The sequence below is a fragment of the Pseudomonas sp. E315 genome, assembly GCF_055406205.1.
Genome location: NZ_JBUZPJ010000001.1, coordinates 397,070 through 410,720 on the forward strand (window position 1 = coordinate 397,070; position 13,651 = coordinate 410,720).

Annotated in this window: 14 protein-coding genes; 6 read left to right on the top strand and 8 right to left on the bottom strand. The window is 56.0% G+C overall.

Going from position 1 to position 13,651, the window contains the following annotated elements:
* The first annotated feature begins 53 nt into the window (after nt 1-53).
* The 6 genes from ACZRJQ_RS01985 to crcB (ACZRJQ_RS02010) all read left to right on the top strand — a co-directional run bounded on the left by ACZRJQ_RS01985 (nt 54) and on the right by crcB (ACZRJQ_RS02010) (nt 5,079).
* Nucleotides 54-839, top strand: a complete 786-nt coding sequence (locus tag ACZRJQ_RS01985) for an SDR family oxidoreductase (protein WP_463976730.1) — start codon at nt 54-56, stop codon at nt 837-839.
* 9 nt (nt 840-848) lie between these two features.
* A complete protein-coding gene (locus ACZRJQ_RS01990; protein WP_463976731.1) occupies nt 849-1,319 on the top strand; it encodes a MaoC family dehydratase in 471 nt (156 codons plus the stop codon).
* 8 nt (nt 1,320-1,327) lie between these two features.
* On the top strand, nt 1,328-2,536 hold the full coding sequence (locus ACZRJQ_RS01995; protein ID WP_463976732.1) for an acetyl-CoA C-acyltransferase: 1,209 nt from the start codon (nt 1,328-1,330) through the stop codon (nt 2,534-2,536).
* Nucleotides 2,537-2,693: 157 nt separating this feature from the next.
* Nucleotides 2,694-4,049, top strand: a complete 1,356-nt coding sequence (locus ACZRJQ_RS02000) for an MATE family efflux transporter (protein WP_463976733.1) — start codon at nt 2,694-2,696, stop codon at nt 4,047-4,049.
* Nucleotides 4,050-4,278: 229 nt separating this feature from the next.
* Complete coding sequence (gene crcB / locus ACZRJQ_RS02005; RefSeq protein ID WP_463976734.1) at nt 4,279-4,659, top strand: fluoride efflux transporter CrcB; 381 nt, start codon at nt 4,279-4,281, stop codon at nt 4,657-4,659.
* 15 nt (nt 4,660-4,674) lie between these two features.
* A complete protein-coding gene (crcB, locus tag ACZRJQ_RS02010; protein WP_463976735.1) occupies nt 4,675-5,079 on the top strand; it encodes a fluoride efflux transporter CrcB in 405 nt (134 codons plus the stop codon).
* Between the two features lie 97 nt (nt 5,080-5,176).
* Here crcB (ACZRJQ_RS02010) and kch read toward each other — a convergent pair whose 3' ends face one another.
* From kch to ACZRJQ_RS02050, 8 genes are all read right to left on the bottom strand, one after another.
* Nucleotides 5,177-6,352: a voltage-gated potassium channel protein gene (kch, locus tag ACZRJQ_RS02015; protein WP_463976736.1), complete on the bottom strand. Its 1,176-nt coding sequence runs from the start codon at nt 6,350-6,352 to the stop codon at nt 5,177-5,179.
* A gap of 88 nt (nt 6,353-6,440) precedes the next feature.
* Nucleotides 6,441-7,502 (bottom strand): HoxN/HupN/NixA family nickel/cobalt transporter, encoded by a 1,062-nt coding sequence (locus ACZRJQ_RS02020; protein ID WP_463976737.1) that lies wholly within the window; start codon nt 7,500-7,502, stop codon nt 6,441-6,443.
* 28 nt (nt 7,503-7,530) lie between these two features.
* On the bottom strand, nt 7,531-8,511 hold the full coding sequence (gene yut / locus ACZRJQ_RS02025; protein WP_463976738.1) for an urea transporter: 981 nt from the start codon (nt 8,509-8,511) through the stop codon (nt 7,531-7,533).
* A 112-nt stretch (nt 8,512-8,623) separates the two neighbouring features.
* The gene (locus ACZRJQ_RS02030) at nt 8,624-9,589 is read right to left on the bottom strand and encodes an urease accessory protein UreD (RefSeq protein ID WP_463976739.1); all 966 of its coding nucleotides are present in this window, start codon (nt 9,587-9,589) and stop codon (nt 8,624-8,626) included.
* Entirely contained in the window at nt 9,586-10,230 is a 645-nt protein-coding gene (gene ureG, locus ACZRJQ_RS02035; RefSeq protein ID WP_463976740.1) for an urease accessory protein UreG, read from the bottom strand. The genes ACZRJQ_RS02030 and ureG overlap by 4 nt, the downstream gene beginning before the upstream one ends.
* A 76-nt stretch (nt 10,231-10,306) precedes the next feature.
* Nucleotides 10,307-10,993 carry an urease accessory protein UreF gene (locus tag ACZRJQ_RS02040; RefSeq protein ID WP_463976741.1) on the bottom strand — a complete coding sequence of 229 codons (687 nt, stop codon included), beginning with the start codon at nt 10,991-10,993 and terminating at the stop codon, nt 10,307-10,309.
* Nucleotides 10,994-11,014: 21 nt separating this feature from the next.
* Nucleotides 11,015-11,701, bottom strand: coding sequence for an urease accessory protein UreE (locus tag ACZRJQ_RS02045; RefSeq protein WP_463976742.1), 687 nt, complete (start codon nt 11,699-11,701; stop codon nt 11,015-11,017).
* Nucleotides 11,702-11,781: 80 nt separating this feature from the next.
* Nucleotides 11,782-13,500, bottom strand: coding sequence for an urease subunit alpha (locus ACZRJQ_RS02050; protein WP_463976743.1), 1,719 nt, complete (start codon nt 13,498-13,500; stop codon nt 11,782-11,784).
* Nucleotides 13,501-13,651 lie beyond the last annotated feature (151 nt).

Here is a 13,651-nt window from a genome sequence, read left to right on the forward strand (position 1 = left end):
GCCTGCGTCAGCTGCTACCGACATGCGTTTGGTTTTGAATAGAGAATTCGATCATGAGACAAGCTCCTCCTTACGTGCCGGGCCACCAATTGTTGGCGGGTAAATCGATTTTGATCACTGCTGCCGCCGGGGCCGGTATCGGTTACGCAGCGGCTAAACGCTGCGCTGAAGAGGGCTGCCGTGCCCTGATGATTTCCGATATCCACCCGCGTCGCCTTGAAGAAGCCGTGGAGCGGCTAAAGGCCGAAACCGGGTTGCAGGCGGTCTACGGTCAGCTGTGCAACGTCACGGTTGAAGCGGATGTGCAGGCGTTGGTTGCGGCTGCCGAGGATGCACTGGGCGGTGTGGACGTGTTGATCAACAACGCAGGCTTGGGCGGTCAAGTACGGCTCACCGACATGACCGATCAGCAATGGTCGTCGGTGCTCGACATTACCTTGACCGGCACCATGCGCATGACCCGCGCCATGCTGCCGCACATGGAACGGCGCGGTGCCGGGGCTATTGTCAACAACGCCTCAGTGTTGGGCTGGCGTGCGCAAAAAGAGCAAGCCCACTACGCCGCCGCCAAGGCGGGTGTGATGGCGCTGACCCGATGCAGTGCATTGGAGGCTGCCGAAAGCGGCGTGCGGATCAATGCCGTGGCGCCGTCGATTGCCCTGCACGACTTTCTGAAAAAGGCCTCCAGCAGCGAACTGCTGGAACAGTTGACCAGCCGTGAAGCCTTTGGCCGCGCCGCTGAAGTGTGGGAAGTGGCCAACGTGATGGTGTTTTTGGCCAGCGATTACGCCTCGTACATGGTTGGCGAAGTGCTGCCCGTCAGCTCGCAGCAGGCCTGAGGACAGCTCATGACTACCTTATTTAGCAGCGCCCAGCAGTTGCTGGCAGCCCAAGACATGGACTTGGGTCGCACCGATTGGCTGCCTCTCACCCAAGAGCGAATCAATCTGTTTGCTGAAGCCACGGGCGATCATCAGTGGATTCATGTTGACCCTGAGCGGGCAGCAAACGGCCCGTTTGGTGCCTGCATTGCCCACGGCTACCTGACGCTGGCGCTGGCCAATTTATTCATGCCGCAGTTGATGCAGTTCGACAATTTGGCCATGGGCGTCAATTACGGCAGCGACCGCCTGCGTTTCCCGGCGCCGGTCAAAGTCGGATCGAAGGTGCGTGGGCATGGCCAGATTTTACGGGTTCAGGTATTGGGCCAGGCCGTGGAGGCCGTGGTGCGAATAAGTGTCGAGATCGAGGGCAGTGAACGCCCGGGTTGCGTGGTGGACACCATCAGCCGTTACACCTTCAACCCACTGACGGAGTGAGCCTGAACATGAATTTGAATGACGTTGTGATTGTCTCTACCGCCCGAACGGCGCTGACCAAGTCCTTTCGTGGCTCCTTCAACGACACCGAAGCCCCAGTGCTTGGCGGTCATGTAGTGCGCGCTGTGGTTGAACGTGCGGGTATCGAACCGGGTTCGGTGGAAGACGTGATCATGGGCGCCGCTGCGCAGCAGGGCACGCAGGGCTACAACATTGGGCGCCTGTGCGCCAACACCGCTGGACTGCCCAACACCGTGCCGGGCATGGCGATTGATCGCATGTGCGCCTCGGGCTTGATGAGCATTGGTGTGGCAGCCAAGGGCATCATGACTGGCGAAATGTCGATTGCTGTGGCGGGTGGCGTCGAGTCGCTGTCGTTGACCCAGAACAAATACAAAAACACCTACCGCGCCCAGTCCGAGGCTGTGTTGGCGTGCATGCCGACGGCCTACATTCCAATGCTCGAAACCGCAGAAATTGTCTCGCGTCGCTACGGCATCAGCCGTGAAGTGCAGGATCAATATTCGCTGCAAAGCCAGCAACGTACAGCAGTGGCACAGGCTAGCGGGTTATTTGCCGATGAAATCGTGCCATTGGCGGCACGCAAGTTGTGCTTTGACAAAGAAGGCAAACCTAGCGGCCATCAAGACGTGATTGCTGACCGCGACGAGTGCAATCGCCCTTCAACCACCCTCGAAGACCTGGCAGCACTTAAACCGGTGTGGAAAGACGGCAAATGGGTGGAGCAAGGCGAGTTCATTACGGCGGGCAACGCTTCGCAGTTCTCCGACGGTGCCGCTGCGGTGTTGTTGATGAGTCGCGCCGAAGCCAAGCAACGCGGCATTGAAGCGCTGGGTGTGTATCGCGGCATCGCTGTCAGCGGCTGTGCGCCTGAAGAAATGGGCATTGGCCCGGTGTTTGCCATTCCAAAATTGCTCAAGCGTTTTGGTTTAACGGTGTCAGACATTGATCTGTGGGAGATCAACGAAGCCTTTGCCTGCCAAGTGGTCTACTGCCGTGACTTTTTGGAGATCCCCAACGACCGGCTGAACGTTAACGGCGGGGCTATTTCTATTGGTCATCCGTTCGGTATGTCGGGTGCGCGAATGGTGGGCCACAGCTTGCTTGAAGGCCGCCGCCGCGGCGCACGTTTTGTGGTGGTCGCCATGTGTATTGGCGGCGGCATGGGAGCCGCAGGGTTGTTCGAACTGGCATAACAATCTGTGCTGGGCCGAGCTTGCTCGCGAAGGTAGCACTGGGTTTTTTCTGAAGAACTCAGCTGAAGCCATTGCGAGCAAGCTCGTGCCTACAGAGTGTTCGTGACCGAGACTTGGGGTATAACGCCTCACGGTTTTGATTTGAGGACACCCCGTAATGCCAAACCCTTCACAACGGCCGCTGTGGCAGATCTACTTGATCTTTCTGGCGCCGATGGTGCTTTCCAACTTCCTTCAGAGCTTTTCCGGCACCCTCAACGGTATTTATGTTGGCCAGTTATTGGGCACCCAAGCACTGGCAGCGGTATCGGGGATGTTTCCCATCGTGTTCTTTTTTATTGCACTGGTCATCGGGCTGGGGGCGGGGGCGTCGGTGTTGATTGGCCAAGCCTGGGGGGCCGGTGAAACAGCGCTGGTCAAGGTCATTACCGGTTCAACCCTGACCTTGGGTGCTGTGATCGGCCTGATCGCGGCCGTGCTCGGCAGTGTATTCGCCCGGCCCGCCATGTTGGCGTTAGGCACGCCGCTTGATGTGCTGGAGGAAGCGGTCGCGTATGCCCAAGTCATGATGCTGATCATGCCGTTGTTGCTGGTGTTTATCTTGTTTACCCAGCTGTTGCGCGGGGTGAGCGATACCGTGTCGCCTTTGCTGGCGCTGATGGTATCGACCGCAGTGGGCCTGCTGCTAACCCCAGCGCTGATTCTCGGTTGGTTTGGATTGCCAACTATGGGTATCCAAAGCGCTGCGTTGGCGGGGCTTGTGGGCAACGCATTGGCGATGCTGTTTTTAGTGCTGCGCCTGCGCCACCGACAGCATGTGATGGCACCTGATCGAGAGCTGTGGGCTGCGTTGCGCCTGAACCGGGTGATCCTCGGCAAAGTGCTGCGCATTGGTTTACCGACTGGTTTGCAGATGGTGGTGCTGTCCTTATCGGAACTGGTGATTCTGGCGCTGGTCAACAGCCACGGCTCGCAAGCCACGGCGGCGTACGGCGCGGTTACGCAAATCGTCAATTATGTCCAGTTCCCGGCGTTGTCGATTGCGATTACGGCCTCAATCTTGGGCGCCCAAGCCATTGGTGCCGGGCATAACGAACGCATTGGCCCGATCCTGCGCACAGGGCTGCTGATTAACCTGTGTTTGACCGGGGCCTTGATTGTGCTGGGTTATGCCATGTCGCATTGGTTGTTGGGGTTGTTTATTACCGACGTAGACGCGCGAGTCAGGGCCGAGCACCTGCTGCACATCATGTTGTGGAGCATTTTGGTGTTTGGTTTTCAGGCGGTAGTCGGCGGGATCATGCGCGCCAGTGGTGTGGTACTGATGCCAATGGCAATTACGGTTTTTTGTGTGCTGTGTATTGAATTGCCAGTGGCGTATGCGCTGGATGCGCACTTTGGTTTGGAAGGTGTCTGGATGGCGTTTCCGGTGACGTACCTGACGATGCTCGTCTTGCAAACGGCGTATTACCGACTGGTGTGGCGACACAAGCAGATCCAGCGGTTGGTGTAAGGCTTAAACCCGATCAGAAGACCGCAGCCCGCAGCTTTGACGTATTTAAACCGCGTTGGAGCTGCCGCTGGCTGCGATCTTTAGATATCCATTGGTCATGGCCTTGCCAAGGGTCTGTAGATCAAAAGCAAAATTCCGTGTATTTGCCAGCACGTTCCTCATCTCAGTGCCTCTCTGTTTTATGAACTAAAGTTCACGCCACTCACCAACAGACACGAGAGGGATTTTCATGACTGCACTGGATGTTTTTTGGGTAGGGCTAGGAGGCGGGCTAGGTTCGTTACTGCGCTGGTGGGTCGGGCTTCGCGTGGGGCAGTGGTACAAAGGCAAGTTCCCGCTAGGCACATTTCTGATCAACGTCAGCGGGGCCTTTGTCATCGGCTATCTGAGCATTTTGTTTAGCGTGGACTGGCGCGATCGGTATGGCGATGTCATGAATGCCGCCGTGTTGACCGGTATTCTCGGCGGCTACACCACGTTTAGCAGCATGCAACTTGACGCGGCCAAGTTGGCTAACGCCAAGGACCGAGCATTGGCCATCGGTTATTTGATTATTTCGGTGCTGATCGGTTTGGCCGCCGCCGCACTAGGCGCCTGGCTGGCGCGCTGACAGGGAGCAAGACCCATGCTGAATTTGATTGTTCTGGTGTTTGTCGGTGGTGCATTTGGCGCCATGTGCCGAGAGTTTGTCATGCTGTCAGTGCCGCGTCTGGCAGATGGTTTTCCGATGGATATTTTTGTCGCCAATATCGTGGCCGCGTTTTTGTTAGGGCTGGCCACATCGTTGTTTAAGAGCAACCGAATCAACCAATACGTTCATGTCATGGTCGGCACCGGGATCATGGGGGGGCTTTCTACCTTTTCCAGTTTCGTCTTTGGCGCGGTTGAAATGATGAAGGACCCATCGGGTGTACTGGTTTCGATCTGCTATCTGGTTGCCAGCCTGGTGGTTGGGTTTGCTGCCGTGGAGTTAGGCTTGTTTGCCGGGTCGAAAGTGCCTGCGCAACCGTCTACCAACACAAGCCATTAAACCCGATTGCGCTCAACCCACTGTAGCGGGCTTGCTCGTGAAGAGTGATGGACGAGCAAGCCAGCTTCTACAGTTGTGCTTTGGTGAGCAACGACGCTTAGCCCAGCGATGTCCGTTTGCCGAAGAACATCTCGGTGATCAGGTCGTTGTTGATCGGGTCGCCCTTGAGCGTGCGTACCAGCAGTTCGCTGCCCAGCAATGGCAGTGACAGCACCATGGTCGGGTTGACGCGTTTGACCTTGGGCATGTTCTGGGTTTCGTTGACCAGCGCGATGATGTTGGTTTCAGCGCCAGCGACTTCCTTGGCTGCCAGGATCGTGAATACGTTTTCAGCATCGCTGTCACACAGTGTCACGATGTTGCTGGCGTACTCGGCACCCGCCAGTTTAAGGGTCGAAACTGAGGAAGGGTCGCCTTCGATGATGTCGGCTTTTTCTGGCAGGTCATGCTGGCTGCCGGGCGCGCACACCACAGTGACATGCTCACCGCGCTCGCTCAGGCCTTTGTAGACGTTCTGTGCCAAGGAGCCAACGCCAACAATGATGTAATGATTTCTACGGGACATGTGGGTAATCCTGCCTTTAACGATTCGTTGGATGTTGTTGCTGATCAGCGGGCCAGCGATAGAGGCTACCGAGATCGCGAAGATGGTGATGCCCAGCACGATGACGGTCAGGGTAAAAAACCGGGCGTCGGTGGTGTGCGGAACAATGTCGCCAAAGCCGACAGTGGACATGACCACAATGGCGAAATAGAACGCGGTGGGCAGGTCGGTGACCTCAGGCGCGAACTGGTCACCCATGTAGAGCGTGCCCAACATGCTGTAAACAATCAGCGAGGCGATGCTGACCACGGCAAAGAAACTGCCAGTGGCCAAGCTGTAGTGATCAAACCGGCGCCAATAGAACACCAACACGGCCGCGGTGAAGAGTGAGAAAAAAGTGCTGAAACCGGTTTTTTTCAGGATGAAGAAATCAACGCAAACTGTCGCCACCAGTAGCAGCAGCGCGAAGAACCAGCTGATGCGCGATTTTATTAAAAGCCCCAGCGACATCAGCACCAGCACCAGGCCTACCACGAAGCCCGGAATTTCCAGCAAGGCTAAAAAGCTTAAGGCTTCTTTCCAAGTGTCAAAACTGCCTGAAGCAGCATCGGCGTGTGCAACTGCGCGTTGCAGCACCGGCATAGATAATAGGAACCCATTGACTGCCACTAAGAAGGCGACCCCATAGGCAAACGATAATCGAGCTTTTACGTCCTGTAATAGATTCATAGTCCCCACAACATGTCTGATGAGCGGTTGAGTGAGTGTAGGTCGGGTTTTTCAGGCTGCTTGAACAGGCTGCAAGTGAGAACATTTTTCATGCCGCATTGGCTCCCAGTTGGTCGTAACCGCGAAGGTAGTAGTTGAGCGCCGAGATCAGCCAGCACAGTACAAACATGCCGATGATCCAGTAACCAATTTCGCCGAAGTTTTCGCTGATGGCATTGATGGGGGTCCAAATGCCGCCGGTTAGTTGCAATTTATCGGCAATAAGTCCGAGCGCTTCAATCCCGCCAATAAACAGCGCAACCACCACCGAGGCAGCAGTGATAGTGATGTTGTAGTACAGCTTGCGAATGGGTTTTGAGAAGGCCCAGCCATAGGCGCCAATCATCACAAAGTTGTCCAGAGAGTCGATCAGTGCCATGCCCACCGCAAACAGCACTGGGAACACCATGATTGACCACAGGCTGATGCCATGTGAGGCGCTGCTGGCGCTAATGCCCAACAGGCCAATTTCGGTCGCAGTGTCAAAGCCCAGCCCGAACAGAAAACCCACCGGGTACATGTGCCAGCTCTTGTTGACCAGGTTGAACATTCTGCCGAACAGACGGGCCATTAAACCGCCCTTGTTGGCGACCAGCAGGTCGAGTTCTTCAGGGGGCAGGGTTTTACCTGCTTTGACCTGTTTGAATTTTTTGTACACCGAGATCAGGATCGCCAGATTGAGCAAGCCGAACAGCAGCAAAAAAACGGACGAGACCAAGGTCCCTATCAAGCCACCGGTTTCGTGAAACCACTCCATATCGTCTTTGAACGCCATGGCTGTGGCAGCAATTGCCAACGATGCCAACACCACAATGGTGGAGTGCCCCAGTGAGAAGTAGGTGCCTACCGCGATGGGCCTTTTGCCTTGCTGCATGAGCTTGCGGGTCACGTTGTCGATGGCCGCGATGTGGTCGGCATCTACCGCGTGCCGCAGGCCGAAACTGTAGGCCAGCAGGGCGGTGCCCATTAACACCGGGTTATTGCCAAATTCCGCAAAAGCCCATGCCCAAGCGAGCAGGTTAGCCACGATCAGCCCGGCCAACAGGTAGATAGCACGACGTGCAGTATTCGACGGCTCGGCTTTTGCCAAGGGTTGGGCAATTGCTGTCATTTAAGGCTCCGGCAAACGTATTGAGTGGCTATTGGCGATGAGCAGGCATCACGTCTTTGTTGGGTACCAAAAATAGCCATGAAGCCAACACAAAAGGCATGGTCAGGGTCGGGATGCCCGCAGGCGCCAATACCGTATTTAAAGCGCCCTGTACAAATACAGTGAAGACCACGCCGATCAGGGTATAGGTCAGCACACGCCAACTGGGTTTGTTGAAGGTTGAACCCAAGGCGATTGCCGTCAATACGGCGCTAAACGCGTAGAGCCCGTTGTTGATGTTGGCGTGCTCGGCTTGCAACACCGTGGCGGTTAGAACCGCCAGTACAGAACCCAAAAAACCAAAGGCTGCCGCCCATAACGACGACACGGCCAGCCCCGCCAGCAGCAACACGCTACCGATCACTGTGCTGAGCAGGAACACTTCAGAAATGCCGTAAAAGGTGCCTTTGAAAAAATCAATGCCGTCGAACACATTACTGTTCAGCGCGACCAGATCATGGGGCAGGTTTGGCACGGGCAGGGCGCTGGTACTCAGGCCGCCAAAGGCATAGCTGGCCAGAAGCATCGTCCAGGTCACCAGTACGAAGGGCGCGGTGAGGGCCGCTACCTTCCAGGTTTTAAGGATGTCGGCGATGCAAATCATGACGATCACAGAAACCACGCTGCCCAGGATGATGCACAGCCACACAATGGGCGTGACATCCAAAAAGGTCGGCAGGGCAGCACCGACCAGGCAACCGTTATAGCCGTATAACCCGGCTTTCCAAGATGTACGGTCTTTAAGGTGCGAGCCGGTAAAGGTCGCTACGCCAGTGCCCAATACCGCGCCATAGGCGACAGCCGGGTTGCCTTCGCCATAGGCGCCGACAAAAATCGCGGCAAAAAATAGCAGGCCGGTGAGCGGGTTGTTTTGAAACATGACCTGCGCGCAGCCGCGCAAGGTGACGTCGATAAACTCAAGGAAGACGTTGCCATCAGTCAGTTGTGACCACTTGGATGCAGCACCCATATTGACTCCCCCAACGCTAGCCTTAATCCCGTAGGCGTTACCCAAGGCTGCGATCGTTTACGGATCAGAAGATCGCAGCCTTGGGCAGCGCCTATGGGTGAGGTGGATTGATTTAGCGCCACAAAAACTGCGGTTGCAGTGTCACGCCCAGAATTTCTTCTCGGGCGACTTTCCAGAACTCTCGGATTTGCGCTTTGACTGCGCCACTGTCGTTGCCCAGCACTTTGAAAATCAGCCCACAGTTGTTCGGTAATCGAGTCACACCACTGGCCAGTCCTGCCTTCATGTCGAACAGCGCAGGCACGCGTTCGACAATCTGGTCGTGATGCGCTTTGGGCGTGAGCAGCACGACGTTGCCGAAGATGTCGAAGGTTTGCATGACACCAATGGCGTCAAGGCTCTCCTTTTTCGGCTCCAGAATGTACTTCTCGACAAACAACTCGCGCCCTTCAAGGTTGTGAGCGGTGACTTTTGATGAGTAAACGTCAAAGCCAAACCGCTCATCCGCGTGATGGTATTTGCGCCCCGACATCAGTATTTCGCAGTAGATGGCCGTGGCGGTGGGGTGGATGCTGATGTTGGTTTCAGTGATAAAGCGCGCATTGCGATGAGGGATCAGCGGGTCGGGCATAAACTCCAGATAGCCACCTTCTTCGATGCGCAAGGTCTGAATCTGCGAGGCGTAGTTGGCATTCATCGAATGCACTTTGGTGGCTGACTGAGTCGTGACATGCCCGCATGCGCCCGCGCCAACGCTCACATCGGTGGCCAGTCGGTCACCCTGCAACACGCACCCCGATGTCGAGATCATGGTGACGCAAGGCAATTGGGGCATTTCTTCGTCCCAATACAACGCCCGCTGCACCAGCGAAGGCACGCGCCGCTCCATGTCGGCCAGTACACTTTTATCGCCGCGCTTTTCAAAGCCAAGCCTGAGGTAGCCACTTTTGCCAACGGCGCCGCTGTGCATTTGCGGCGGTTCATCCTGATAGTCCAGCAGCTCCGGCGCATCACTGCCTAATGCGTGAGCGCGAAGCCGTGAAGGGGTGTTCACGATGTTCAGGCTCTGTGAGGTCATGCAGTAACCTCAGCGTCAGTTTTTTTGTGGGCGAACAGGAACATGTGCTCAATCATGTCCACCAACTCTTCAATACCCTGACCCGTCTTGCAGTTGGTGAGGATATAAGGGCGAGTGCCGCGTACCACTTTGGTGTCGCTTTCCATCACATCGAGGCTGGCGCCCACGTAAGGGGCCAAGTCGATTTTGTTGATCACCAGAATGTCTGCCTGCACTAATCCCGGGCCATTTTTGCGCGGGATTTTCTCGCCTTCGGCCACGTCGATCACATAGATGTAAAAATCGGCCAGCGCCGGGCTGAAGGTCAGGGTCAAGTTGTCGCCGCCGCTTTCGATCATGATCAGGTCGCTGTCCGGGAATTTTTCTTCCATTTCCTCGACGGCTGCAATATTCATGCTCGGGTCTTCGCGCACGGCGGTGTGCGGGCAAGCGCCGGTCTCAACGCCAAGGATCTTGTCTTCGTCCAAAATCCCCTTGAGCGTCCGTTTCACCTGCTTGGCGTCTTCGGTAGTCACGATGTCGTTGGTGATGATTAACGGCTTGTAACCACGATTGATCAGGATGGGTGTGATCACTTCAATGATGGCCGTTTTGCCTGAGCCGACCGGGCCGCCAATGCCAATACGGGTAATTTTCTTCACGTGATCTTCCTTAAAAAGTGCGTAACAAACATGCAGCAAATTGAGCATGCAGAGTGGTCAATGCGGCAAATCGTGATCAGTTCATAAACAAGCGTACGTGCGCCTTTACGTGCACTGCTGCGAGCACATCGACAATCGGGACATAGGAAGACATTTGGTTGATGTCACCGATTTCAGCAATATCGCAAAAGGCTTCAATGTCGTGGTTTAGCTCAAACAGAATGTGTTGGGTGTCCAAGTGAGTGACCCGCATCAGGCGCATGGCAGCACTGAGAATGGTCATCGCCACACCATATTGGTGCATCACCACCACTTCACGCGCGCCAATGCCTTGGGTGGCCATCACTACGGCTTGTGTGACCGGGTAGGTGCCTGCAGCGTTGCCAGATTTGATTTGCTCCAGCCACCAGCGAACCAGTGGCGTTTCAACCACATGAATCGACATTTCAGCGAGCTTTTTGCCCATGCGGGTAGCCATCAATCGGCTTTCTTCGTTGAGTTTGCGGTTATGAACCGCCCAGTCAGCACGCAGAATACCTTCGCGGTCGTCGGCCATCGCCGCACGATGGGCAGCGACCACGCCCATGCCGTCGCAGCTGGCCGCCTGTTTGAGTGCAGTCAGAACAAAGCCCTTTAGTGACGCCACATCATGAACAATGCCGGTGTGAACGGCCGACTCCACACCGTTGGAGAACGTGAAGGCACCCACCGGCAATACCGAGTCACCAAACTGCATGATGCGAATTAGATCTGATGCGTTCATCACTGCGCCTTCTAGCTCGGGTTAATGCTTGTGGTCGTGATCATGGTGGGTGTGCCCGTGGTCATGACTGTGGCTATGGCTGATACCGTCTCCATGACTGTGTACGCCGTGAATCTTCAAGGCGGCTGCATCGAGTTTGTCTTGGGGGCTGGCCACATGAACGTGAGTGTCGGTTTCTTCGGCGCCGCCAAACAGCAATCGGGCTTCTGAACTGGTGAGGTTAGGCAAGATTTGCGCGCCGCCAATAAAGGCATACGGCAGGTGCTGAAAGCCGTGGGTGCGCATTACCGAGTCCATCATTTTGGTTTCGACGGTCAACGGGATGTACACCTCGTTGTTTTTTGTCACGGCCTTCCAGTGTTGGTTGCCCAAGGCATGGCCCAACTCAAAGCTGGTTTTGATCAGCACGTCCAAGGGCTGTTTTTTAAGCTCTTTGAGGTCAATCACCATCACGTCGCGCAGGTTCAGTTGCACAACCACCGCACTGTGATTTTTTTCATCCCACAACAACACGTCGCCGTCTGCCAGCACCACGTTGCGGTCCAGTGAAATCCCCAGGTCAAGGCCGCCGACACTGGTGCGGCGGCAGCGGCTTTTTTGCGCTTCACGCTGATCCAGAATCAACAGGTCAATGGCTGCACCTTCCAGTTTTTGCTTCCATGCCGGGTCTTTCTTGGCGTTGCCCAGAATGTGTTCAATCAAAATCACGTCGCAAACTCCTTCCTTGATTCATTTGCCAAGGCTGCCTGCTCAGGCAGATGCTTGCCCGGCAGGCGCCCGTTCAGACTTTAGCCAAAGAAATAGCGCTGGTTCATGGCGGCGGTATCAATGGGTTTGCAGGTGGCATGCACGCCATCGACTTTCACGGCGAACGTCTCAGGATCGACTTCGATGTGCGGTGTTTGGTCGTTGCGCACCAAGTTCTTTTTGGAAACGGTGCGACAGCCCCGAACAGCCATGACCTGACGTTCCAGCCCGGCTTTTTCTTTCACCCCGTCGTCAAAGGCCGCTTGGGACACAAAGGTCACGCAGGTGTCTTGCAGGGTTTTACCGAAGGCTCCAAACATTGGGCGGTAGAACACCGGCTGCGGGGTTGGCAGCGAGGCGTTGGGGTCACCCATTGCGGCCCAATTGATCATGCCGCCCTTGATCACCATTTTGGGCTTGGCTCCGAAGAAGCGTGGGTCCCACAGCACCAGGTCGGCCATCTTGCCCACTTCGACCGAGCCCAGTACGTGGCTGATGCCTTGGGCAAGGGCGGGGTTGATGGTGATTTTGGCCACGTAACGAAGTACCCGGAAGTTGTCATTGTCGGGGCTGTCTTCAGGCAGTTTTCCGCGCGAGGCTTTCATCGCGTGGGCTGTTTGCATCACGCGTAGCCAGTTTTCGCCAACACGGCCCATTGCCTGAGAGTCGCTGGAAAACATCGAAATCACGCCCATGTCTTGCAACACGTTTTCGGCGGCGATGGTCTCGGGGCGAACCCGGCTTTCAGCAAACGAGACGTCGGCTGGCACGTTCGGGTTGAGGTTGTGACACACCATGATCATGTCGAACAACTCGGCCTGGCTGTTGATGCCGTAGGGCAGGGTCGGGTTGGTCGAGCTGGGCAGTACGTTGTTTTGGCTTGCCACCTTGATGATGTCAGGGGCGTGACCACCACCGGCGCCTTCAGTGTGGAAGGTGTGAATGGTGCGGCCTTCGAAGGCATCGATGGTGTCTTCAACATAGCCGCATTCGTTCAAGCTGTCGGTGTGTACCGACACCTGAACGTCAAATTCATCGGCAGTACGCAGCGCATGGCGCAGTGCGTTGGAGGTTGCGCCCCAGTCTTCGTGAACCTTAAAGCCGGCAACACCCGCAATGACCTGCTCCACCAGCGGGTCGCGGCCAAAGGAGTTGCCCTTGCCGAGCATGCCGACGTTAATCGGCAACCCTTCCAGTGAGCGCAGCATCTGGCGAATGTTCCACGGCCCGGGGGTTACGGTTGTACCGTTAGTGCCATCAGTTGGGCCGATACCCCCACCAAAAAAGGTGGTCACACCGTTGGACAGTGCGTGGTAAGCCTGTTGCGGTGAGATCAAGTGAACGTGAGTGTCGATCCCGGCAGCGGTCAGGATCAAGTGCTCACCGGAGATGGCGTCGGTGCTTACCCCCACCACCAAGCCTTGGGTCACACCGTTCATGGTGCCTGGGTTACCGCTCTTGCCAATACCGGCAATTTTGCCGTCTCGGATACCGACGTCGGCTTTGATCACGCCTTGAATCGGGTCGATGATGGTGACGTTTGTGATCACCAGATCCAGTACGCCGTTGTCTCGGGTCAGGGTGTTATCGGCCCCCATGCCGTCGCGCAGTGACTTGCCGCCGCCATACACAGATTCGTCGCCGTAACCGCGCAAGTCCTTCTCAATTTCGACAAACAGGTTGGTGTCGCCCAGACGGATTTTGTCACCTGTGGTTGGGCCGAACAGGCCTGCGTACTCTTTGCGTGAAATAGTTGGCATCGGTGGCTCCTTTCTAAGATCGCGCGGGCGTCAATGACTCAGCGGCGCGAGTGCAAAGTATGAGAATGAGGTGATTACTGGGCGGGCTTGGAAAACTTGAAGCCGTGATCGACTGCACGCTGAATAGCCTGGAGTTTTTCCGGGCGCTCAT

Excerpts from the sequence above, each read along its gene's own strand:
- ACZRJQ_RS01985 (WP_463976730.1), top strand. The coding sequence starts at position 54 with ATGAGACAAGCTCCTCCTTACGTGCCGGGCCACCAATTGTTGGCGGGT.
- ACZRJQ_RS01995 (WP_463976732.1), top strand. The coding sequence starts at position 1,328 with ATGAATTTGAATGACGTTGTGATTGTCTCTACCGCCCGAACGGCGCTG.
- crcB (WP_463976734.1), top strand. The coding sequence starts at position 4,279 with ATGACTGCACTGGATGTTTTTTGGGTAGGGCTAGGAGGCGGGCTAGGT.
- ACZRJQ_RS02050 (WP_463976743.1), bottom strand. The coding sequence starts at position 13,500 with ATGCCAACTATTTCACGCAAAGAGTACGCAGGCCTGTTCGGCCCAACC.
- kch (WP_463976736.1), bottom strand. The coding sequence starts at position 6,352 with ATGAATCTATTACAGGACGTAAAAGCTCGATTATCGTTTGCCTATGGG.
- ACZRJQ_RS02030 (WP_463976739.1), bottom strand. The coding sequence starts at position 9,589 with ATGACCTCACAGAGCCTGAACATCGTGAACACCCCTTCACGGCTTCGC.
- ACZRJQ_RS02020 (WP_463976737.1), bottom strand. The coding sequence starts at position 7,502 with ATGACAGCAATTGCCCAACCCTTGGCAAAAGCCGAGCCGTCGAATACT.
- yut (WP_463976738.1), bottom strand. The coding sequence starts at position 8,511 with ATGGGTGCTGCATCCAAGTGGTCACAACTGACTGATGGCAACGTCTTC.
- ACZRJQ_RS02040 (WP_463976741.1), bottom strand. The coding sequence starts at position 10,993 with ATGAACGCATCAGATCTAATTCGCATCATGCAGTTTGGTGACTCGGTA.
- ACZRJQ_RS01990 (WP_463976731.1), top strand. The coding sequence starts at position 849 with ATGACTACCTTATTTAGCAGCGCCCAGCAGTTGCTGGCAGCCCAAGAC.
- ACZRJQ_RS02000 (WP_463976733.1), top strand. The coding sequence starts at position 2,694 with ATGCCAAACCCTTCACAACGGCCGCTGTGGCAGATCTACTTGATCTTT.
- crcB (WP_463976735.1), top strand. The coding sequence starts at position 4,675 with ATGCTGAATTTGATTGTTCTGGTGTTTGTCGGTGGTGCATTTGGCGCC.